Source organism: Thalassolituus pacificus (assembly GCF_025318105.1).
GTDB lineage: Bacteria > Pseudomonadota > Gammaproteobacteria > Pseudomonadales > Oceanobacteraceae > Venatoribacter > Venatoribacter pacificus.
Window position 1 is genome coordinate 103,220 of record NZ_JAOANI010000028.1, and the last position, 21,316, is coordinate 124,535.

A 21,316-nucleotide genomic window follows, 5' to 3' on the forward strand; every position below is an offset into this window, starting at 1 on the left:
CCGTTTAACGATCAGTCGCGCGCGGCGCGCGGACCACGGACTTCGACCGCGCGTTCACGCTGGGCCAGTTTATCCAGAACACCGTTAATAAACTTATGGCCGTCGGTAGCACCGAAGGTTTTGGCCAGTTCGATGGCTTCGTTGATGACGACTTTGTAGGGTACGTCGATACGATGCATCATCTCAAAGGCACCTAAGCGCACAATGGCCAGTTCAACCGGTGTCATCTCATCAACACGACGGTCGAGCAGCGGTGCCACTTTGGCGTCGAGCTGGGTTTTCTCGCGGGGCACTCCGTGCAGAATGTCGTGGAAATATTCCAGATCCACCTTGCTCATATCGTTATCGGTGCGGAATTCGGCCTCAATCTGAGACAAATCCGCGCCCGCCAGTTGCCACTGGTACAGAGCCTGAACAGCATAATGACGTGCCTTGCGACGGGCCGCCGGGCTGGCTTTCTGATTGCCGGAAGTGCGGGACATGAAAATCAGGCCTCCATGGCTTTCAGCAGGGCAACCATTTCGAAGGCAGACATGGCTGCTTCTTCGCCCTTGTTACCGGCTTTGGTGCCAGCACGTTCGATCGCCTGTTCGATGGTATCGACGGTCAGCACACCGAAGGAAACCGGAATACCGAATTCCAGCGATACCGAGGTCAGGCCTTTCACACATTCGCCGGCCACGTATTCGAAATGCGGCGTACCGCCACGGATAACCGCACCCAGTGCGATGATGGCGTCAAATTTATCGGTCGCTGCGGCTTTCTGCACAACCAGTGGAATCTCGAAAGCACCCGGCGCACGGATGATGGTGATGTTTTCTTCGTCGACGCCGTGACGCAGCAGCGAATCAACCGCACCTTCCAGCAGGCTCTCAACAACAAACGCATTCCAGCGGCCAACTACGATGGCGTATTTTCCGTCGTTCGGGGTCAGGTTCCCCTCAATGGTATTAATGTGTTTCATGGTCTTTATCCATTCATTCGTTAAAAGGGATGTACTCGACAATTTCCAGATCGAAGCCGGAAATGCCGCTGTATTTCATTTCGGAGCTGAGCAGGCGCATTTTCTGCACGCCCAGTTCACGCAGAATCTGCGAGCCGGTACCAATGGTTAAAAAGGCGCCGGAACTGTCTTTGTTCGGGCTGCGCAGCGGACGCGCACGGCCGAAGAAATCATCCAGACTGTCGTTCACGCATTCGCTCTGACCGGCGGACAGCAACACCAGCGCACCTTTGCCTTCAGCGGCAATTCGGCTCAGCGCCTGAGTCGATGACCAGCTGTCGGATTCCGGCTTACGCAGGCCCAGCACATCACGCAGCAGGTTGTTGGTCTGCACGCGGATCAGGGTTGGGTCGTCAGCGCTAATCTCGCCCATGGTCAGCGCCAGATGGGTTTCATTCTGGATGGTGTCGCGGAAGGTGTGCAGGGTGAATTCACCGAATTCGGTGTGCACGCTATCGCGGCTGATCACTTCCACGGTTTTTTCGTTGGCGATGCGGTAGTGGATCAGATCGGCGATGGTGCCGATTTTCAGGTTGTGTTTGGCAGCAAACACTTCCAGATCCGGACGACGCGCCATGGTGCCGTCGGCGTTCATCACTTCAACGATGGCTGCCGCCGGAATCAGGCCCGCCAGGCGCGCCAGATCGCAACCGGCTTCGGTATGACCGGCACGGCTTAATACACCGCCGGGACGGGCGCGCAGCGGGAAAATATGGCCAGGCTGCACGATATCTTCCGGTTTGGTGTAGGAGTCGACGGCGACACGGATAGTGTGCGCACGGTCGGCCGCAGAAATACCGGTGGTCACACCTTCTGCCGCTTCAATAGAGACGGTAAAAGGCGTGGAAAATTTTGCACCGTTACCAGCGACCATGGCCGGCAGGCCGAGGTAATCACAACGCTCGCCGGTTAAGGTCAGGCAGATTAAGCCGCGTGCTTCGCTGGCCATAAAGTTGATGATTTCCGGCGTTACTTTTTCGGCGGCAACAATGATGTCGCCTTCGTTTTCGCGGTCTTCATCATCCATCAGGATGACCATTTTGCCCTGGCGGATATCGGCGATAATGTCTTCGATTTTATTCAGTGCCATGTGTTCAGCCTGTTATTTCCAGAATCCGTTTTGCGCCAGAAACGTCTGGCTGATGCCAGTGTCCGGTGCCTGTTCGGCGCTGTTGTCCGGGCGCAGTAACTGCTCCAGATAACGCGCAATAATATCTACTTCCAGATGCACCTCACTGCCGGGTTGCAGACCGATTAACGTGGTCTGTTGGGCGGTGTGCGGCACAATATTCAATTCAAAGCCGTCGGCGCTTAACGCATTGGCGGTGAGGCTGACGCCATCAACCGTGACCGAGCCTTTGGCAGCGATGTATTTACGCAATGCGGCTGGCGCTTCGATGGTAAAGCGGATCGAGCGCGCATCGGCGCTGCGTTTTTTCACGATGCCCACACCGTCAACGTGGCCGGTAACCAGGTGACCGCCCATGCGCGTGGTCGGCAGCATGGCTTTTTCCAGATTCACTTTGGTGCCCGCGCTCCAGCGCCCGATGTGGGTGTGCGCCAGTGATTCGCGTGACACATCGGCGATAAAGCCATGACCGGACAGGCCAACCACGGTCAGACACACGCCGTTGGTGGCGATGCTGTCACCGAGCTTTACGTCCGACAGGTCGAGTGCGCCGCTGTTAATCTGCAGCGTCAGGTCGCCCTGTTGGTTTTTAACCGCGGCTACGCTGCCGATGGCTTCAATAATTCCGGTAAACATGAACCTTCCGTTCTCTTTAATGCATCTGCTGTTGGCAGCGTGCGCTCTGTTATGCGTCTGGCGTCAGCACCAGTTTTAAGTCGCCGCCGACCATGCGTACATCCTGCCATTGCCAGCGCAACTGTTGCTGCATGCGCTCAAGCCCTAAGGATAGCAGCGGTCGCGCCTCACTCCCGAGGATCGTCGGTGCGCAGTAGAGCACCAGCTCGTTGATCAGTCCGGCGGCGGCAAAGGCCCCGGCCAGCTGGGCGCCGCTTTCCAGCAATACTTCGTTGCAGCCACGCTCGCCCAGTTCCGCCAGCAGTGCAGACAGATCGACTTTATTCGCCATGGTCAGCGGTGCCTGCCAGATACTGAGCGTGCCCAGCGACTCTGCGCGGCGCACCTTACAGCGCGCAGCATCGCTGACCGCCAGCAGGATATCGCCGGGCAGGGAGAATATCTGTTCGTTGCCGCTCAGCCGTTGCTGTCCGTCAATGATCACCCGTAATGGCTGGCGCCACAGGCGTTGTTCCTGTTCGATGCCGGTCTCAGCCGGGCGTACGGTCATCGATGGGTTATCGGTTAATACGGAACCGGCGCCGGTAATCACCGCGCAGCTTTGCGCGCGCAGGCGCTGGACATCGGCACGCGCTGCAGCGCCTGTGATCCACTGGCTTTCGCCACTGGCCATGGCGGTGCGGCCATCCAGGCTTTGCGCTAACTTGGCGCGAACCCAGGGCATGCCGCTGCGCATACGCTGCATAAAGCCTTTGTTCAGGTCGATGGCCTGAGTTTCAAGGCAGGGCGTAATCACCTCGATACCGGAATCGCGCAGCAGGTTGTAGCCACGTCCGGCAACCAGCGGATTTGGGTCGGAACAGGCGCCGACCACCCGTGCCACGCCGGCCTTGATCAGGCCTTCGGCACAGGGCGGGGTGCGGCCATGGTGGCTGCAGGGTTCGAGGGTAACGTAAGCAGTAGCGCCACGGGCGTTATCGCCAGCCATGCGCAGGGCATGCACTTCGGCATGGGGCTCGCCGGCCTTCTGATGCCAGCCTTCACCGACAATCTCGCCGTTATTCACAATCACACAGCCAACGCGCGGATTCGGGCTGGTGGAGTAACGCCCGAGTTCGGCCAGCTGCAGAGCACGGGCCATATAGAATTCGTGGTTCATGCTTCTTCTTCCTTACTGTCAGCGAGGGGGCTTAACGGTGAGGAAATGCGCTCGATTTCGGCGCGGAATTCATCCAGATCCTGGAAGCTGCGATAGACCGAGGCAAAGCGCACATAGGCTACCTGATCAAGCTGACGCAGTTCGGCCATGACGCATTCACCCAGAATACGGCTGGGGACTTCACGTTCGCCGGTGGCGCGCAGTTTTTGTTTGATACGGACGATGGCGGCCTCAACGTCTTCGACACTGACCGGGCGCTTTTCCAGCGCGCGGTGAATACCGGAACGGAGTTTGTCTTCGTTGAAGGGTTCGCGGGTGCCGTCTTGTTTGATGATGCGTGGCATCACCAGTTCGGCACTTTCGAAGGTGGTAAAGCGTTCACCACAGCTGATGCATTCCCGTCGGCGTCGGATTTGCTCACCATCGGCAACCAGGCGTGAATCAATAACTTTGGTTTCCGGGTGAGTACAGAACGGGCAATACATAACTGGTAAAGAGCGACTCAGGTGAGCTTAAAGAGGGCGGATTCTAAAGGATTTGCGCGGGCTATACCAGAGGCTGGCATGTCAGCAGGATGTACAGCCAGCCGCCGGGTTAACGGCGGCTGTCTGTGGTGCGGCAAAGTGGTACTTAAGCGCGCTGCGGGTTTTTGATCTGATCGGCGAGCATGCCGTCTTTACCCAGCAGTTTTTCACGCCAGTCGTCCAGCAGTTGCACGGTGTCGTGGTCGTTCGGGTGAAAACCGGGCTTAAAGAAGTCCAGATACTGCGGCAGCAGTTTCGGGAACAGGCCTTTCGGGCTCCACAGATACCAGAAACCTTTCAGGTTGCCCCAGACATCAAACAGTTTGCGGTCGGCCCAGAGCATACGGATATGGCCGATGCCGACCACCGTAAAGAAGAAGAAAGTCACTATCAGCATGGTCAGTACGCGGGTGAAGTAGCCGCCACCGACCAGGTTGTACACATCGTAGGCCACGATTTTGTGCTCGTTTTCTTCCAGTGCGTGCCACATCCACAGCTTCAGAGCTTCGGGGTCTTCAATGTTGGACTGATGGCTGGGATCACGCAGCAGCTGTTCAGCCAGAATGGCGGTGTAATGCTCCAGCGCCACGGTAATGGCCAGCTGGATTTTTTTCGGCAGTGCTTTGCGCGCAAAACGCAGCAGGATGCCCAGGTCGCGATCGAGGTTGTTGGCCGGGAAGCCATGTTTTTCGGCCAGATCGTTAAAGGCTTTGTGTTCTTTGCTGTGCATCGCTTCCTGACCGATAAAGCCGGATACCTGGGCTTTCAGCAGCGGGTCGGTGATGTCTTTGCGATAGTTACGCACGGAGTCGACAAAGAAGGTTTCACCTTCCGGGAACAGGGTCGACAGGGTTGACCAGAACGTGGTCAGAAACGGGCTGTTCTTGTACCAGTAGCGCTTGGTGTCATCTGCAAATTCGAAGTCCATACGACGTGGCGGGATGTTAGCCTTGGCTCCGGCAGTCTGACGGACAGTGCCAGCATCGGCAGTGCTTGCATGAGTCATAACTGATTCCTTTGATACTTTTGTTGTTGTTCGGATGTTAATCAATGTCAGCGTATTAAACGCCTGCAGGAGGGAGGGGTGAAGGTAGCAATCGGTCAATATTCAGCGGGGTGGGCTGGTGCAGGTCAGACAGGATCATGGCGTCCTTTGGCCGGAGTTAACCCTTCTCTGCTTGGCCATGGCTGCAAAGGCGTTATATCACGGGTTTTTATCTGATTTACGTCCGATTCAGCGGCTCAGCTTGATTACTTGAGGGGGTTTGAATCAGCCATTGGCTGTTTTTGCCAGTAATGCGGCACAAATGACTCCCTTTGCGCCGCATGTTGTTACACCTTTGCTCAATCGATGTCGGAGGTGACGCTGGGCTGGCTGTGAAACAGGCCGGCCAGATGGCTGCCCAAAGTATCGGTGCGGGTCTGGTAGTCCTCGATATGTCCCCAGCTCATAAAAATACTGGAGTTAAACCCCTGGCTGATGTCATTCAGGTACACGCAGGTTTTACCGAACACGGCGACCACCCAGAAGCCACAGCCTTCATCGCCCCAGGGGTGTTGCTGCCAGAGTTCCGGTGTGGGCAGGCGGATCAGCTGCCAGGTTTGACGCAGAGAGGGGGCCATTTGCTGTTCGGCGGTGCGCAGCATGTCGGCCAGATGTCGCTCGGTAACGGGAGTCCAGTACTTGGTCATGGTATGGCATCTCTCTGTTAATCAGTGAATGTCAGGCGGGGCGCAGAGGCGGTGCTGACTCCTGTAAACAGCCTATGACAATGCTGTGACCATTGTGTGACAGAAACCGCGCAGCAACGGGCATAAAAAAACCGCCTGGTGCAGGCACCGGGCGGTTTTTAATGGCGCTAAGTCCGGCTTATTTGTAAACCGGGAACTGATCGCACAGGGCAACAACTTTAGCTTTTACTTCGGCTTCAACGGCGTCGGAGTTGCCGTTTTCCAGACCGTTCAGTACGTCACAGATCCAGCCAGCCAGTTCGGTTGCCTGAGCTTCTTTGAAGCCGCGGCTGGTGATGGCCGGAGAACCGATACGCAGACCAGAGGTGACGAACGGAGAACGTGGGTCGTTTGGTACCGAGTTTTTGTTCACTGTGATGTTGGCGCGGCCCAGAGCGGCGTCAGCGTCTTTACCTGTGTACTCTTTGCCGATCAGGTCCACCAGGAACAGGTGGTCATCGGTGCCACCGGATACCACGTTGATACCGCGTTCGATAAAGGTTTTGGCCATGGCCTGAGCGTTTTTCACCACCTGCGCCTGATACTCTTTGTATTCAGGGCTCATGGCTTCTTTGAAGCATACGGCTTTGGCCGCGATGACGTGCATCAGCGGGCCGCCCTGGGATTCAGGGAATACCGCGAAGTTCAGCTTCTTGTTCAGCTCTTCGTCTTCGTTGGCCAGAATCAGACCACCACGCGGACCGCGCAGGGTTTTGTGAGTCGTGGTGGTGACCACGTCAGCGATACCCACCGGAGACGGGTAAACGCCAGCAGCGATCAGACCGGCAACGTGGGCCATATCAACGAACAGGTAAGCGCCCACTTCGTCGGCGATGGTGCGGAAACGCTGCCAATCCACCACGCGTGAGTATGCAGAGAAACCAGCGACGATCATTTTTGGCTTGTGTTCACGCGCCAGACGCTCAACTTCGGCGTAATCGATTTCGCCGGTTTCCGGGTTCAGACCGTACTGAACAGCGTTATAAACGCGACCCGAGAAAGAAACAGATGCACCGTGAGTCAGGTGACCACCGTGTGCCAGGCTCATACCCAGAATGGTATCGCCAGGCTGACACAGGGCGAAGTAAACCGCCGCGTTGGCCTGAGAACCTGAGTGAGGCTGCACGTTGGCGTAGCCTGCACCGAACAGTTCTTTGGCGCGGTCGATGGCCAGTTGCTCGATCACGTCAACGTGCTCACAACCACCGTAGTAACGCTTGCCCGGATAACCTTCGGCGTACTTGTTGGTCAGCTGGGAGCCCTGAGCTTCCATTACCCGTGGGCTGGTGTAGTTTTCGGAGGCGATCAGCTCAATATGATGCTCCTGACGGGCATCTTCGGCTTTCATGGCTGACCATATTTCCGGGTCAAAATCCGCTATGTTCATATCACGGCTAAACATCAGGGCTTCCTCACGCAAGGTGGTAGAAAAGGGGTTGGAATAAGAAAGGTGCGCATTCTAGCGCAAACTGCGCCGTCTGGCACTTGAGAAGGTGTCATTATCGGCGTGAACTGCGCTCATCTGCAGACACTAAAAACGTGACCAAATGGTCAGAAAAACGCCTGCACAACAACTCATTACATCGCTTAACGGAAAAGCGTCGCGATTGTTCCATACTCAATTCTCTAATGATCAGGGTACGTGTCTGATGCGCGCTGGGTGTTCTCTTATTTTGCTGTGTTTGGTGCTGGCTGGCTGTTCCGGCGGCGGTAATGAATATGCCGGCGAACTGATCAGCGACAGCAACCCTCAACAGCCTGGCACGACGCTGCCGGGAGGCAATGGTGCTTCCGCCTGCAGCGCAGAGCTGGAACGGTTTAATGCTGAATTATGGGCACCGGTGCTGGCGCCATCCTGTATGCAGTGCCACCAGACGGGCGGCATTGCGGCGGAGTCCGGACTGGTGCTGAAGCCTGCCTCCGCGAGTTCTTATCTGGCTGATAATCTCAGCGCAGTGAATACTTACATCGCGTCGGCCTCTGGCCTGGCGAATATCGAAGCCAAGCCGCTGGCGCAGGTCGTGCACGGAGGCGGGCGGGTGTTTGCTGCGGGTTCTGCAGCTCATCAGGTGTTGCAGGGCTGGCTTGCCGGCCCGGTTGCCAGCTGCAGTGACGGTGATGGCAGCGACGGCAGCGTCAGTCTGTCGGCGTTCTGGGACGAAGCGGTATTACTGGATAACAATGCCACGCTGCGTAAGTCGGCGCTGCTGTTTGCCGGGCGTTTGCCAACAACCGCAGAGCAGGTGTCAATTGCCGATGGCACAGAGATCAGCCTGCGCAATGCGATCCGCCACTTAATGAGCGGTGAGCATTTCAGTGATTTCCTGATGGAAAGCGCGAATGACCGCTTACTCACCAATAAATTCGCCAACAGTCGCACGCCAGGGCTTGAGCTGTTGTATGAAGGAGGGCGTTTCACCTTCATCGAATCCCGTCTGGCACCGTTACAGCAGGCAGTAAACAGTGCCGCCACCGATGAACAGCGCCAGGCCGCCAATGAAGCTTTTGGTTTTGCCTGGGAAAACACCAACAAGGCGGTGGCAACGGCACCACTGCAGCTGATTAACTATGTGGTTACCCACGACCGGCCCTACAGTGAAGTTCTGACTGCCACCTATATGATGGTGAACCCGTTTTCCAACGACGTGTATCACACCGGCATCCGCTTTGCGGATAACAATAATCCGGACGATTGGCGTCCGGCACAGATTATCGACGGCTATGCCGGTGGGCCGCTGCCCCAGGCTGGTCTGCTCAGCTCACAGATGTTTCTGGCGCGTTATCCCTCTACCGATACTAACCGCAATCGTGCGCGGGCCCGTTGGGCGTATTACTTTTTCCTGAATGTGGATATCGAAGGGCTGGCGCTGCGCTCTATGGACCCGGCTGATCTGGCCGATACCAACAACCCGACGCTGAATAATCCGGCCTGCGCGGTGTGTCATGAAATCATGGACCCGGTGGCCGGTGCCTTTCAGAACTATGGCGACAACGGCCATTATCGCGATGCCTGGGATGGTGATGACTCACTGCCGGACACCTACAAAGCCGGCAGTCTTTATCAGCAGGGCGATCTCTGGTACCGCGATATGCGCGCTCCCGGTTTTGCCGGCACCGCGTTGCCCGCCACTTCCCGTGACAACAGCCTGCAGTGGCTGGCGCAGCAGATGGTGGCCGATGAGCGTTTTGCCAGTGGCATCGTCGCCTTCTGGTGGCCGGCGGTGTTTGGCAGTGAGTTGTTGCCGCAACCGACTGAACCCAGCGATGTTGATTATGCCGACAAGCTGGCCCGTTACAGCGAACAGCAGCGTATGGTCGGTGAGCTGGCGACTGCCTTCCGCAGCGGTGGTTATCAGCTGAAAGATCTGCTGGCCGATATGGCGATGAGCCCGGTCTTCCGTGCGCTGCAAGCCCCGGCCAGCACGAATTATGGCGATATGGGGGCAGGCCAGTTACTCACGGCAGAGCAGTTGAGCCGCAAGATTCAGGCGTTAAGCGGCGGCCTCTGGCACCACACCTGGGATGAAAATTACGATCTGCTGGCGCGCGACTATTACGGTCTGTATGGCGGTATCGACAGCGATACCGTGGTACAGCGGGCACAAAGCCTGAATACGTTAATGTATGCGGTGACGGGGCGTATGTCGCAGGAAATGGTGTGTCAGCGGGTCGTGGCCGAGTTTGAACTGCCCAAGGCGCAGCGCACGCTGTTTACGCTGGTGGAAATGACCGATACCCCGGCTAATGCATCCGCTCAGGTGCAGGCGCAGGTTAATCGTTTGATTGAAGTTATCTGGGGTGATCCGTTGACGGATCTGGCGCTGGAACAGAACAGCGCCTACACCCTGTTTAACGAAGTCTGGAGTGAGCGCATGGCCAATGCGCCCAGCGACTGGCTTTATCATAACGACACCAGCGATGATCAGCAGGATGAGTTTTGCCTGCTCGACTGGGATAACGACGCCGCTCTGAAACAAGACCCGAACCATACCCTGCGCAGTTGGATGGCTTTGCTGACCTACCTGTTCAGTGACTTCACGGTGCCCTATGAATAACGCGATGAACCGCCGTCATTTTTTGCAGCTGCTGGTGGCCTCCGGTTTGGCCGCAGGCCTTCCTCTGCCATTACGTGCGCAGGCGGCGGACAGTAATTTTACGCCTTACAACGGCCCGTTTTTTGTCAGTATTGAGGCCGGTGGCGGCTGGGATGTCACCAGTTTCTGCGATCCGAAAGCCAACCCGGCGATCAATCACTGGGCCAGCACGCAGGGCGTGCAAACCATCAGCGGCAGCTCAGTTGCCTACGCGCCCTTTGCTCATAATCAACGCTTCTTTTCTAACCTGCATCCCCACATGCTGGTGGTGAACGGCATTGATGCCCAGACCAACGCGCATCAGGCCGGGCAGCGTTACAGCTGGAGTGGCCGGTTGGCGGAGGGATATCCTTCGTTTGCCGCATTAGCGGCGGCGGTGTACGGCAGCGGGCTACCGTTGGCGTATCTCAGCAACGGCGGTTACAACCAGACGGCGGGAGTCATTAATTACACCCTGATGCAGGACCCCAGTGCGCTGAATAAGCTGGTGTATCAGGATCAGTTTCTCGATGGCGGCAATGGCTGGGATGCGGCGAAGTATTTTCATCGTCAGAGTACGCGCGACATCATCAACCGCCACCGCGCGGAACGTCTGGCGCGGTTACAGGCCGCACAGCCGCATATGGCGTCGCGAATGCAGGCAGCGCTGAATCAGTTTGCCGCGGCCAAAGATGGCCAGCAATTGCTGGAATTGTTGGCGCAGTATGTACCGCAGACGCTGGTCGATTACACCGATGCCGATGGTTACTGGAACCCCTTGTTACGTCAGGCGCAGATTGCGCTGGCAGCGTATCAGTCCGGGCTGTGCGTGAGCACGGATCTGGTGGCCTGGGGCTTTGATACCCACGCTAATCACGATGCTGATCATGCGGCGGCCTTAATGCGCCTGCAGAACGGTGTGGAATATCTTTGGGCTGAGGCTGAGCGGCTGGGCATCGACGATAAGCTGGTGGTGATGATCAGCTCTGACTTTGCCCGTACACCGGGCTATAACGACGGCAATGGTAAAGATCACTGGCCAATCAGCAGCACCATTTTTATGAGTAAGAATGCCAGCTGGGCAAACCGTAGTGTGGGGCTGACCACCGCCGCTCACGAAGCGCAGGCGATTAATCCCCAGACGCTGGCCGCCGACAGCAACGGTATTCTGTTGCAGCCCAAACATATCCAGCAGGCGATGCGGCAATTAGCCGGAATCGCCGATCATGAGCTGAGTGCCCGCTTCCCGTTAAACGCTGAAACCATAAGCTTATTTGGCTGAACCGGCGCTCAGTAGCGGTAAAGAACTCCGGCACTGACAAGCTGATAATTCACCAATGCCGGGGCTTCCGCAGCCTTGCTGCCTTGTGCTCCCCAGGATTCTCGGCTGCGATAGCTTTGCCCGCTGAGGCTGAATTCCAGTGCATGGGACCAAAGCAGATCGATACCCAGCTCCAGCGTGATAGCGCCGTAAGCGGACAGCCGGGCGTCACTGCTTTGAGCATTACCGCTGGCGCTGCTGGCCAGAGAATAAAAATCGGCGGCCTGCTGGCGGTAAAAGCGACTGCCAATATTGGCGCGCCAATTACGCCCGATAAAGCGCCCCAGATTCTGATACCAGCGCAGCTCAAGCGTATGGGAATCCACACCCCAGCTGTCGTGGTAAAGACGATAATTCCAGTGCGCAGCACCATTCCAGGGTTTCATAAAAAAACGGTACATCAGCGTCAGCGTCTGACTGTCCCGGTTGTCCGGGCGCAGATCAATATTGCGGTACGGGTCCGATAAGTAACCACTGCTTTGGCTGTAACCCAGCGTCAGCTGCAGCACTTCGTACTTATTCAGAATCTGACTGATGCCAAGATAAGCCTCCTGGCGGCTGCGGGTCTGATCATCGGCCAGCTGACGGTTGACCGACAGGCGGGTATCGCTGGGATTGAGACGATCATCGGACTGACTGAGTCCGGCATTAAGGGTGGTCATGCCCGACCAGAGCTCAAGGCTGCCGGCCAGATTCCAGGCCTGTGCCTGATAGTCGTTTTCAGTGGAATAATACAGACCGCCACCCAGCGTGCCGTGAGAAAAATAGCGGCTGAGCTGCAGCTGGGCATCGCTGCGCTGCTCGTTAATGGAGGCACCGCTCATAATCACTTCGCTCTGACCGCTGCTGTTTTCGAAGGTCTGCTGTGGTGAGGCACCACTCAGACTTTCATAGCTGCCCTGCATATTCAGCAGCCATTGTCCGGCGATGGGAGTTTGCCACTGCAGTTGCTGTACAGAAATCTGATAGCGCTGTGTGGAGCCACTGGCGACGCGGTTCGCCGGCATATCGTTTTCCTGATACTGGCTCACGCGGTATTGTAATTGTGCTTCCTGTGGTGGCGCCAGCCCATACGACGGCGCCGCTGCTGCCAGTGCCAGCAGGGCACTTTTAGCACTGGATTTCATGACGTTGCAGCAACTGAATAAATTGTTTCTGTGGCAGCGGTTTGCTGAACAGGAAGCCCTGGACTTCTTCACAGCGTGCGGATATTAAAAATTGCAGCTGTTCACGCGTTTCCACCCCTTCGGCAATAATGCCCATGCCCAGGTTGTGTGCCATGGCAATAATGGTTCGCGTGATCTGTGCATCATCAGAGTTGTCCGGCAAATTCTGAATAAAACTGCGGTCGATTTTTAAGGTATCTACCGGGAATTGTTTCAGATAATTCAGGGAAGAATAGCCGGTACCAAAATCGTCGATTGCGGTACGTACACCCAGCTTGCGCAAGCCATTAAGAGCTTCAAGGGTGTGTTCGATGTCGTCGATCAGAATACTTTCAGTCAGTTCCAGCTCCAGCTGATCGGGACGTATACCGGCTTTGAAAATGGCATCTTTTACAATCTGCAGGAAATCGTCCTGTTTAAACTGGCGTGCGGATACGTTAACGGCAATACGTTGCAGATCCAGTGCTTTATTTTTCCAGTCGGCGAAATGCTGGCAGGCCTGCTCCAGCACCCATTGGCCGATCGGCACAATCAGCCCGGTGTCTTCAATAATCGGAATAAATAATCCGGGGGAAATGAGTCCTTTGGTCGGATGGTTCCAGCGCAATAAGGCTTCTGCTGCTACGGCTTTACCATTGCTGGACTGATACTGTGGCTGGTAATAGAGTTCCAGCTCGTTACGGCCCAGCGCGTGGCGCAGATCGTTTTCCAGCTCCAGTAATTCAACCGCCTTTTGGTTCATTTTTTCGTTAAAGAACTGTACGTTGTCGCGCCCCAGATCTTTGGCGTGATACATCGCCATATCGGAATTTTTCAGCAATTCAATCACGCTGCCACCATCGTGCGGATAGATGGATATGCCGATACTGGCACTGATAAACACTTCACGCTGGCCAAGAATATAAGGCCGGTTTAAAGCATGCAGAATACGTTCAGCCACTTTGACGGCGGTATCGGCCGCTTTTTCGTTATCGGTCTGTTCGCCAATCGCAACGGTAAATTCATCACCGCCGATACGGCAGACCAGGTCGTGTTTTTTGGTACAGTTACGCAGTCGCTGAGCCACCTGTTTTAATACCTGATCGCCGGCCGGGTGTCCCATCGAATCGTTAATCGGTTTAAAGCGGTCAAGGTCGATAAATAACAGGGCAACGCAATGGTTGTTGCGCTGCGCTGTTTTCAGTAAAACGTCCAGCCGTTCATGCATCTGGCTGCGGTTGGGCAGGCCGGTGAGCGGATCAAAATACGCCAGTTTATGAATACGCTCTTCAATCACCTTACGTTCGGTGATGTCGGACATAATAATAATCAGACTCTGAACTTCGTGATCCTGATCGCGGATAGCACTGACACCCGCCCAGCCGGTGCGGATCTCGCCACTGGCCCGCTGGTAGAAAATTTCACCCTGCCAGTAGCCGGCAGACACCAGAGCTTCGCCGATTTCTTCAAAAAAAGTGATGCCGTGACGCTCTGACGAAATAAGGAAGTCCGGCGTCCGGCCAATAACTTCTTCATTTTTATAGCCGGTAATGGCACCGAAGGCGCGGTTAATATTGGCAATATTCAACGTACGGTCGGTGATTAAAATCGCTTCGTTACTGTTGTCGAAAACTTCCCCGGCCAGTTGCAGTTCACGCTCGATTGTGCGGGCTTCGCCAACATCGCGTGAGATGCCGAGCATACCCTGCAGCTCACCTTTGTCATTCCATAACGGACTGGCCTGTAATTCCAGCAAAACTTCTTTACCGTTTTTACTGGTGGCGATGGCGTCTTTGCGGATCATCACATTGCGTGATTGGGCGTTATCAGGATCGCGCAGCGCTTGCCGTATTTCATGATGCATCGCGTGGAACAGTGTGCGGATGTCGCGGCGCTTAAAGATGGCGCCGATACCTTCACGCAGTAATTCGTCCGGTTTATAACCGAGGAGGCGCTCAACCGAGGAGCTGACGAAATTAAAATTCAGGTTGATGTCAGTGGCCCAGATAACGTCGCTCATGTTTTCTGCCAGTAAACGGTAGCGCCGTTCGGATTCGACAATACGTTCCTGTTTTTCGATATCACCGGTCACGTCGCGGGCGGTGCCGATATAGCGCACAACGTTGCCGTCTTTATCCAGTGCAAAGGGGGTGTCGCGGAACTTCAGTACCCGCAGGCTGCCATCGGCATGACGGAAGCGGGCCGTCGCCTCGCGAGTGGTCCCCATTGCCAGCGAGCGGTTTTTATTCAGGGCGATGGCCAGATGCCTTTCTTCTTCCGGCTCGGCATAACGCAGCCAGTCATTGGCATCGAGTTGAAGGTCGGCAGGGTAGCCGAGTACTTCACCCATGGTGCGGTTGTGGTAAATCACTTTGTGGTTCAGCTCGGACGTCAGCTCGACGACGTACACCAGGTCTGGCATTGCTGCCATAACCTTGGACCAGAAAGCCTCGCGTTCGCGGGTCTTTTCGGTGGCTTTTTTTCGTTCAGTCACATCCAGAACGGTCATCAGCGCCTGGCCGACGGTGCCCGAGCGCAGACTGAGGTTAACCCAGAAATCACGCGGCTCGCCGCTGAATATGCGCAGCGGTAATTCAAACTCGGTGGTGCTCAGTTTCAGGTCGACCGCACGTTGCAGCGCAGAGCGTAACTCACGGCTGCCCTGCACCAGTAATTGACTGTAGTCCTGCAATAATTGTTGCCGACTGCAGGCTTTGGTCATGCGCACGGCGGCATCGTTAATATTGACCAGCCGTACACTTTCCAGCTGGCCATCGAAGTGCGAGATATCCAGCAGGCAATGTGCGACACCGGCCTCTTCAAACAGGGCTTTATAGCGGCTGCGGCTTTCTTCAAGAGCGTTGGTGGCGTGTACCGCATCAGTAATATCGCGCAGCAACCAGACTATGCCGGATATGCGCCGGCCCTCGTACAGCGGATTGTATCCCTGCTCCAGTATGCGTTGTTCTTCGCCAATGCGAACGGTCAGCTGGCGGCCGTTATCCTGCAGCAGTTCCAGCTCGTCGGCATTCAGGCCACGGTTCCAGAGTGCCTGTTTGTCAGGCCAGACATCGGCCAGGCTCTCACCGAGAAAATCACGCTGGCCGTTCTCAATCAGCAGCGCGGCCCCTTTCGGGTTGACGTAATTGATCAGACCGAAGGCATCGGTGGAGATCAGGGCGTCGTCAATCGACATCAGCACCCGGTCGGCACGTTGCTCGGTCTGACGGCGGATGATTTCCAGTTCGGCCGCGCGGCGTTCCTGGCGGCGCAGGAAGACCCACAGAATGCCAGCCAAAATGGAGAAGGTGGCCAGTACCACCAATGGCGGATGAATGCGGCTCCAGAGCTGGGCCTGAACGTCTTTTTCCACCGGCAGGGCAATCACATCCCAGTGGGTAAAGGGAATGTTGGTGCGGTACAGAATCTGTTGTTCTTCGGTTTTACTCAGCTTGGGCTGGTGGGATGAATCGGCGTAGTAATGCTCACGGATACCGATGGAGTTATCGCGGGTGTCGAGCAACAGCATCTCGAAGCCGGGAAAGTTGCCGTTGTAGATAATGCTCGACAGCTTGCTGTAGGAACGGCGGCTGACAAAGAGGTAAGTTTCACCTCCCGGTCCCTGAAAACGCGTGAAAAAGTAGTACCCGCCTTTGCTGCCATAACGCAGCGAGAACATGCCCTGGTTGCCACCAATGCTGAGGCTGTTGGCATAGATATCGCGGGTTTCATCGGCATGCAGCGCAGTTCCGCGATGAGTCAGATAGCGGCCATTGGCATCGAACAACACAAACCCGGTGAGGTTAAAGAAGGATTTCTGCATTTCAGCCCAGAGCTGATCACGGGCAGCCGCATCACCCTTGGCGGATTGCTCGAGCAGGGGGGCAAAAGCCCGGCTGAACATCGTGTTCGCGGCCAGTCCGGCCTGCGCCAGCAAACCGGACTGCTGCACATAGTTTTCCAGCGTCAGCGCCACTTCTTTGTTGAACGCCAGCTGGTCGTTATGCCATTGGCGATAGACGTTACCGGCCAGTACCAGCGCCAGAAAAACAAAGCTGAGCAGAAACAGCGGAACATTCATCAGCGTGGAACGGCGCAGGTCGTCCTGGCCAGCTCGCTGTAACAGACGAAACAGCATGGCTAAAGAGTCTTATCTTTATTAATCATCATGGCGGAAGTATAGACAGCCAGGCGGGGTGTAGGCGACTTAATAAAGTACTGATGACATTTCTGTGACTTTGGACACAGCCAATAGTGTCTGCACGCAGAAAAAGCCACGACAATGGCCTGTTATGTTGCCATTAGCGGCGCTTTTCAGTAGCTTTGCCGCCATCTGATACGAGGTATTTTCCATGGCACAGTATGTATTCACCATGAACCGCCTGGGCAAGATTGTTCCGCCCAAGCGCCAGATCCTGCGTGATATTTCTCTTTCGTTCTTTCCAGGCGCCAAAATCGGTGTGCTGGGCCTGAACGGCTCCGGTAAATCCACCCTGCTGAAAATTATGGCGGGCCTGGATACTGACATTATTGGTGAGGCCCGTCCGCAGCCGGATCTGAAAATCGGCTACCTGCCGCAGGAGCCGGAACTGGACCCGGCCAAAGACGTTAAAGGTAACGTTGAAGATGGTCTGCGCGAACTGCTCGACGCCCGTGCCGCTCTGGATGCGGTCTACGCGGCATACGCTGAGCCGGATGCTGATTTCGATGCGCTGGCGAAAAAACAGGGTCAGCTGGAAGCCTTTATTGAAGCCTCCGGTGGTCATGACATGGAGCGCCACATGGAAGTTGCCGCTGATGCGCTGCGTCTGCCGCCATGGGATGCGGATGTGACCAAACTGTCCGGTGGTGAGCGCCGCCGCGTGGCATTGTGCCGCCTGCTGATGTCGAAGCCGGATATGTTGTTGCTGGACGAACCCACCAACCACCTGGATGCCGAATCTGTAGGCTGGCTGGAACAGTTCCTGGAAGAGTATCCGGGCACCGTGGTGGCGATTACCCACGACCGTTACTTCCTCGACAACTGCGCGGAATGGATTCTGGAGCTTGATCGTGGTCACGGTATTCCTTACGAGGGTAACTACACCACCTGGCTGGAAACCAAAGAAAAGCGTTTAGAGCAGGAAAAGAAACAGGAAGAGGCACACTCCAAAGCCATTAAACATGAGCTGGAGTGGGTGCGTCAGGGGGCTAAAGGGCGTCAGGCGAAGAGCAAGGCGCGTCTGGCAGCATTCGAAGAAATGAACTCGCGCGAATTCCAGACCCGTAACGAAACCAACGAGATTTATATTCCACCAGGCCCGCGTCTGGGCGACAAAGTCATCGAGTTTCATAACGTCACCAAATCTTACGGCGATCGTGTGCTGATCGATGATCTGAGCTTTACCGTCCCGCCGGGCGCTATTGTCGGTATCATCGGGGGGAACGGTGCCGGTAAATCGACCCTGTTCCGCATGATTGCCGGTACCGAGCAACCGGATTCCGGCAGTGTGGTGATGGGCGAAACCGTCAAACTGGCGTTTGTCGAACAGCTGCGCGATGAGCTGGACGATAAGAAAACCGTCTGGGAATCCATCTCCGACGGTATGGATATGATCAACATCAACGGCAAAGATTACCCAAGCCGCTCGTACATCGGCCGCTTTAACTTTAAAGGCGGTGATCAGCAGAAGCGTGTGGGTGATCTTTCTGGTGGTGAGCGCGGCCGTCTGCAACTGGCTTATACCCTGAAGCAAGGGGCTAACGTACTGCTGCTGGATGAACCGTCCAACGACCTTGACGTAGAAACCCTGCGGGCGCTGGAAGAAGCGGTGCTGGCTTTCCCCGGAGCGGTGATGGTGGTGTCGCACGATCGCTGGTTCCTTGACCGTATTGCCACGCATATTCTGGCGTACGAAGGCGATTCGAAAGTAACTTTCTTTGAAGGTAACTACACCGAATACGAAGCCGACCGTAAAAAGCGCCTGGGCAACGATGCGTCGCCTAAGCGCATGAAGTACAAGCGTCTGGCGTAAACGCCGGATAACAGGGGCAGAAGTCAGCCGTTATCAGCGGCTGACTTCTGCTCACTGATCTCCTTTCTGTCACAAACGGCAGCCGCCGCTGTTTGCGATATCAGTAATTCCAACTAAACCTTTATACATCTGTGGACATAATGTCCCGGAATGTGACAGAGGTAAGTCATGGATTCTCGGCAGTTCAAGCGTGTGCATTTTCTTCAGCGTGTCCAGGTCGAAACCGGCGGCGAACGCATGGAAACCCATTGCCTGGATATCAGTTTGCGTGGTGTTTTGCTGGTACGCCCACAGGATGTGAACTGGCGTCTGGAGCAGCAACTGGTGGTAACACTGGTACTCTCTCCGCAGGAGGCCATCGAAATGCGTTGTTCGCTGGTGCATATCGATGATGACGTTGTTGGCTGTGCCTGCGACTCGATGGATCTCGACAGCATGACGGCATTGCGCCGTTTGCTGGAGCTTAATATGGCAGACCCCAACGCGGTTCACCGCGAACTGGCTGAGCTGGTCCGCCCAACCGCAATGGATTAAACGTCTGTTGGCAGCGCTCCTGTGCTGACAAGATAGCCTGCTGACAAGGTATAGTAACGGCCTGTGATATTGATCAGGCCGTTTTTCTATGTATTTTCCCGTTGTTGAAGGTCGGACCTTCCCCCAGCCTACCGGCAAAATTGTCTGTGTCGGACGTAATTACGCCGAACACGCCCGCGAGCTGAACAATCCTGTTCCCAGTCAGCCGATTCTGTTTATCAAGCCCGCCGATGCTGCGGTATCTATGGCTCCGTCGTTCTGCATTCCGCAAGGGCAGGGCGCTGTGCATCATGAGCTGGAGATCGCGCTGCTGATTGGTCAGCGCTTATGCCACAGCACGGAAGATGAGGTACGGGCCGCCATTGCTGGTGTGGGCCTGGGGCTGGACCTGACTCTGCGCGATGTGCAGGACGGCCTGAAAACCAAAGGCCAGCCCTGGGAAATTGCCAAAGGCTTTGATGGTGCCTGCCCGCTGAGCGATTTTGTTGCCGCCTCAAAGGTGGACAGCTGGCAACAGCTGAGCCTGACACTGGTGCGTAATGGCCAGGTGCAGCAGCAGGGGAACAGCGCCGATATGCTGTTCCCTCTGCTGCCGCTGATTGCCTATATGAGCCGGATTTTCACGCTGAATCCGGGCGACATCATTATGACCGGCACCCCAGCCGGTGTTGGCCCTCTGCTGCCTGGCGACGAGTTGGAAGCCCGTCTGCAGGATTGGCTGACGGTTCGTTGCCATGTAGGAGAAACTGACTGATGGCGGCTTGTGATATGCCTGGTCTGACGCCGCTGGCGCAGGCGCTGGAAAGCCTGCTGGGCGCGATTGAAGCGCGCACCAGTAACGAATTCATTCGTCTGGAACAGGCGCTGGGCCGGGTGCTGGCTGAGGATGTACGCAGTACGCTGAACGTACCTCCGGCGGATAATTCGGCGATGGATGGCTATGCCGTGCGTGCCGCCGATTTAAGTGCCGACTGTGAATTAACCTTGCAGGGTAAAAGCATGGCAGGCCATCCGTATACCGGTGCGGTTGGTCAGGGCGGGTGTGTCCGTATTATGACCGGCGCGCTGCTGCCCGCCGGTGCTGACAGCGTGGTTATGCAGGAAAACGCCGCCTTGCTGGAAAACGGCCAGGTGCAGTTTCACTCGACTGTGCCGAAGGGCGATAACGTGCGCTATTGCGGTGATGACATTCGTGCCGGTGAGATTATTCTCCGTGCCGGTCGCCGCTTGCGGCCTGCGGATCTGGGTTTGCTGGCCAGTATTGGTATTGCGCAGGTCTGTGTTTATACGCAATTAAAAGTCGCACTACTGGCCACCGGTGACGAGCTGGTGATGCCGGGTGAGCCGTTAGCTGATGGGCAAATTTATCAGAGCAACAGTTTTACCGTGGCGGCTGTTGCCCGGCGTCTGGGTTGTGACGTGGTGGATCTGGGGAAGGTTGATGACAGCCCGGAAGCGTTACGACAGGCGTTTATTCAGGCCGACCGTCTGGCCGATGTGGTCATTACCTCTGGCGGTGTATCGGTGGGTGAAGCGGATTACACCAAAGACATTCTCGCCGAGCTTGGTGAAATCAGTTTCTGGAAGCTGGCGATTAAACCGGGCAAACCCTTTGCCAGCGGTCGTCTGCCCAATAGCGTATTTATTGGCTTGCCGGGTAACCCGGTATCGGCGCTGGTGACCATGCATCAGTTGGCCGCTCCGATGCTGCGCAAACTGGCGGGTGAGACACCGGTGCAGCCGCTGCGTTTACCGGCGCTGGCCGCCAGTGTTATCCGCAAAAGTCCCGGTCGTACGGATTTTCAGCGCGGCATCTGGCAACTGAATGAACAGGGTCAGGTAATGGTACGGCCAACCGGCGGGCAAAGCTCCGGTGTACTCAGTTCGATGAGTCAGGCGAACTGCTACATCGTACTGGAACAGATGCGTGGACCGGTTAATGAGGGCGAAAGCGTCATGATTGAGCCTTTTGATGCTTTACTGGAATAGTGTTGTTCGTCGGCTAATGGAACTCCCATGAGTCATACCCGTCCTACGCCGCTTGTTG

General features: G+C 56.0%; 17 protein-coding genes. 6 read left to right on the top strand and 11 right to left on the bottom strand.

The genetic code is table 11. From position 1 onward, the window contains the following. Window positions 1-11 precede the first annotated feature (11 nt). The 9 genes from nusB to glyA all read right to left on the bottom strand — a co-directional run bounded on the left by nusB (window position 12) and on the right by glyA (window position 7,584). Entirely contained in the window at window positions 12-482 is a 471-nt protein-coding gene (nusB, locus tag NYR02_RS15120) for a transcription antitermination factor NusB (protein ID WP_260977189.1), read from the bottom strand. A 5-nt stretch (window positions 483-487) separates the two neighbouring features. Beyond that, entirely contained in the window at window positions 488-964 is a 477-nt protein-coding gene (gene ribH / locus NYR02_RS15125) for a 6,7-dimethyl-8-ribityllumazine synthase (protein ID WP_260977190.1), read from the bottom strand. Window positions 965-977: 13 nt separating this feature from the next. Continuing rightward, complete coding sequence (gene ribBA, locus NYR02_RS15130) at window positions 978-2,093, bottom strand: bifunctional 3,4-dihydroxy-2-butanone-4-phosphate synthase/GTP cyclohydrolase II (protein WP_260977191.1); 1,116 nt, start codon at window positions 2,091-2,093, stop codon at window positions 978-980. A gap of 12 nt (window positions 2,094-2,105) precedes the next feature. After that, window positions 2,106-2,768 (bottom strand): riboflavin synthase, encoded by a 663-nt coding sequence (locus NYR02_RS15135; RefSeq protein ID WP_260977192.1) that lies wholly within the window; start codon window positions 2,766-2,768, stop codon window positions 2,106-2,108. A 49-nt stretch (window positions 2,769-2,817) separates the two neighbouring features. After that, window positions 2,818-3,927, bottom strand: a complete 1,110-nt coding sequence (gene ribD, locus NYR02_RS15140; RefSeq protein WP_260977193.1) for a bifunctional diaminohydroxyphosphoribosylaminopyrimidine deaminase/5-amino-6-(5-phosphoribosylamino)uracil reductase RibD — start codon at window positions 3,925-3,927, stop codon at window positions 2,818-2,820. Beyond that, the gene (nrdR, locus tag NYR02_RS15145; protein ID WP_145469908.1) at window positions 3,924-4,412 is read right to left on the bottom strand and encodes a transcriptional regulator NrdR; all 489 of its coding nucleotides are present in this window, start codon (window positions 4,410-4,412) and stop codon (window positions 3,924-3,926) included. The genes ribD and nrdR overlap by 4 nt, the downstream gene beginning before the upstream one ends. A gap of 145 nt (window positions 4,413-4,557) precedes the next feature. After that, entirely contained in the window at window positions 4,558-5,457 is a 900-nt protein-coding gene (locus tag NYR02_RS15150; protein ID WP_260977194.1) for a metal-dependent hydrolase, read from the bottom strand. A gap of 338 nt (window positions 5,458-5,795) precedes the next feature. Next, complete coding sequence (locus NYR02_RS15155) at window positions 5,796-6,143, bottom strand: hypothetical protein (protein ID WP_260977195.1); 348 nt, start codon at window positions 6,141-6,143, stop codon at window positions 5,796-5,798. 178 nt (window positions 6,144-6,321) lie between these two features. Continuing rightward, window positions 6,322-7,584, bottom strand: a complete 1,263-nt coding sequence (glyA, locus tag NYR02_RS15160; RefSeq protein ID WP_260977196.1) for a serine hydroxymethyltransferase — start codon at window positions 7,582-7,584, stop codon at window positions 6,322-6,324. 247 nt (window positions 7,585-7,831) lie between these two features. On the opposite strand from glyA, the gene NYR02_RS15165 reads away from it, so the two are divergent. Together NYR02_RS15165 and NYR02_RS15170 are read left to right on the top strand one after the other, a co-directional pair. Next, complete coding sequence (locus NYR02_RS15165; protein WP_260977197.1) at window positions 7,832-10,237, top strand: DUF1588 domain-containing protein; 2,406 nt, start codon at window positions 7,832-7,834, stop codon at window positions 10,235-10,237. Beyond that, window positions 10,230-11,537 carry a DUF1501 domain-containing protein gene (locus tag NYR02_RS15170; protein ID WP_260977198.1) on the top strand — a complete coding sequence of 436 codons (1,308 nt, stop codon included), beginning with the start codon at window positions 10,230-10,232 and terminating at the stop codon, window positions 11,535-11,537. Before NYR02_RS15165 ends, NYR02_RS15170 begins: the two co-directional genes overlap by 8 nt. An 8-nt stretch (window positions 11,538-11,545) precedes the next feature. On the opposite strand, the gene NYR02_RS15175 is transcribed toward NYR02_RS15170, so the two are convergent. Both NYR02_RS15175 and NYR02_RS15180 read right to left on the bottom strand, forming a co-directional pair. After that, window positions 11,546-12,703 carry a DUF3570 domain-containing protein gene (locus NYR02_RS15175; protein WP_260977199.1) on the bottom strand — a complete coding sequence of 386 codons (1,158 nt, stop codon included), beginning with the start codon at window positions 12,701-12,703 and terminating at the stop codon, window positions 11,546-11,548. Further along, entirely contained in the window at window positions 12,687-16,859 is a 4,173-nt protein-coding gene (locus NYR02_RS15180) for a sensor domain-containing protein (protein ID WP_260977200.1), read from the bottom strand. The genes NYR02_RS15175 and NYR02_RS15180 overlap by 17 nt, the downstream gene beginning before the upstream one ends. A 214-nt stretch (window positions 16,860-17,073) precedes the next feature. Here NYR02_RS15180 and ettA point away from each other — a divergent pair, with 214 nt between their 5' ends. The 4 genes from ettA to moeA all read left to right on the top strand — a co-directional run bounded on the left by ettA (window position 17,074) and on the right by moeA (window position 21,258). Further along, complete coding sequence (gene ettA / locus NYR02_RS15185) at window positions 17,074-18,735, top strand: energy-dependent translational throttle protein EttA (protein WP_260977201.1); 1,662 nt, start codon at window positions 17,074-17,076, stop codon at window positions 18,733-18,735. 168 nt (window positions 18,736-18,903) lie between these two features. Next, a complete protein-coding gene (locus NYR02_RS15190) occupies window positions 18,904-19,269 on the top strand; it encodes a PilZ domain-containing protein (RefSeq protein ID WP_260977202.1) in 366 nt (121 codons plus the stop codon). A gap of 88 nt (window positions 19,270-19,357) precedes the next feature. Then, window positions 19,358-20,023, top strand: coding sequence for a fumarylacetoacetate hydrolase family protein (locus NYR02_RS15195; protein ID WP_260977203.1), 666 nt, complete (start codon window positions 19,358-19,360; stop codon window positions 20,021-20,023). 14 nt (window positions 20,024-20,037) lie between these two features. Next, on the top strand, window positions 20,038-21,258 hold the full coding sequence (moeA, locus tag NYR02_RS15200; RefSeq protein WP_260977204.1) for a molybdopterin molybdotransferase MoeA: 1,221 nt from the start codon (window positions 20,038-20,040) through the stop codon (window positions 21,256-21,258). Window positions 21,259-21,316: the final 58 nt, after the last annotated feature.

What these genes read in the sequence shown, in the direction of transcription:
- moeA (WP_260977204.1), top strand. Translation starts at nt 20,038, where the DNA reads ATGCCTGGTCTGACGCCGCTGGCGCAGGCGCTGGAAAGCCTGCTGGGC.
- NYR02_RS15135 (WP_260977192.1), bottom strand. Translation starts at nt 2,768, where the DNA reads ATGTTTACCGGAATTATTGAAGCCATCGGCAGCGTAGCCGCGGTTAAA.
- ribBA (WP_260977191.1), bottom strand. Translation starts at nt 2,093, where the DNA reads ATGGCACTGAATAAAATCGAAGACATTATCGCCGATATCCGCCAGGGC.
- ettA (WP_260977201.1), top strand. Translation starts at nt 17,074, where the DNA reads ATGGCACAGTATGTATTCACCATGAACCGCCTGGGCAAGATTGTTCCG.
- NYR02_RS15195 (WP_260977203.1), top strand. Translation starts at nt 19,358, where the DNA reads ATGTATTTTCCCGTTGTTGAAGGTCGGACCTTCCCCCAGCCTACCGGC.
- NYR02_RS15150 (WP_260977194.1), bottom strand. Translation starts at nt 5,457, where the DNA reads ATGACTCATGCAAGCACTGCCGATGCTGGCACTGTCCGTCAGACTGCC.
- nusB (WP_260977189.1), bottom strand. Translation starts at nt 482, where the DNA reads ATGTCCCGCACTTCCGGCAATCAGAAAGCCAGCCCGGCGGCCCGTCGC.
- NYR02_RS15155 (WP_260977195.1), bottom strand. Translation starts at nt 6,143, where the DNA reads ATGACCAAGTACTGGACTCCCGTTACCGAGCGACATCTGGCCGACATG.
- ribH (WP_260977190.1), bottom strand. Translation starts at nt 964, where the DNA reads ATGAAACACATTAATACCATTGAGGGGAACCTGACCCCGAACGACGGA.
- NYR02_RS15190 (WP_260977202.1), top strand. Translation starts at nt 18,904, where the DNA reads ATGGATTCTCGGCAGTTCAAGCGTGTGCATTTTCTTCAGCGTGTCCAG.
- ribD (WP_260977193.1), bottom strand. Translation starts at nt 3,927, where the DNA reads ATGAACCACGAATTCTATATGGCCCGTGCTCTGCAGCTGGCCGAACTC.
- NYR02_RS15175 (WP_260977199.1), bottom strand. Translation starts at nt 12,703, where the DNA reads ATGAAATCCAGTGCTAAAAGTGCCCTGCTGGCACTGGCAGCAGCGGCG.
- NYR02_RS15170 (WP_260977198.1), top strand. Translation starts at nt 10,230, where the DNA reads ATGAATAACGCGATGAACCGCCGTCATTTTTTGCAGCTGCTGGTGGCC.
- NYR02_RS15165 (WP_260977197.1), top strand. Translation starts at nt 7,832, where the DNA reads ATGCGCGCTGGGTGTTCTCTTATTTTGCTGTGTTTGGTGCTGGCTGGC.
- NYR02_RS15180 (WP_260977200.1), bottom strand. Translation starts at nt 16,859, where the DNA reads ATGCTGTTTCGTCTGTTACAGCGAGCTGGCCAGGACGACCTGCGCCGT.
- nrdR (WP_145469908.1), bottom strand. Translation starts at nt 4,412, where the DNA reads ATGTATTGCCCGTTCTGTACTCACCCGGAAACCAAAGTTATTGATTCA.
- glyA (WP_260977196.1), bottom strand. Translation starts at nt 7,584, where the DNA reads ATGTTTAGCCGTGATATGAACATAGCGGATTTTGACCCGGAAATATGG.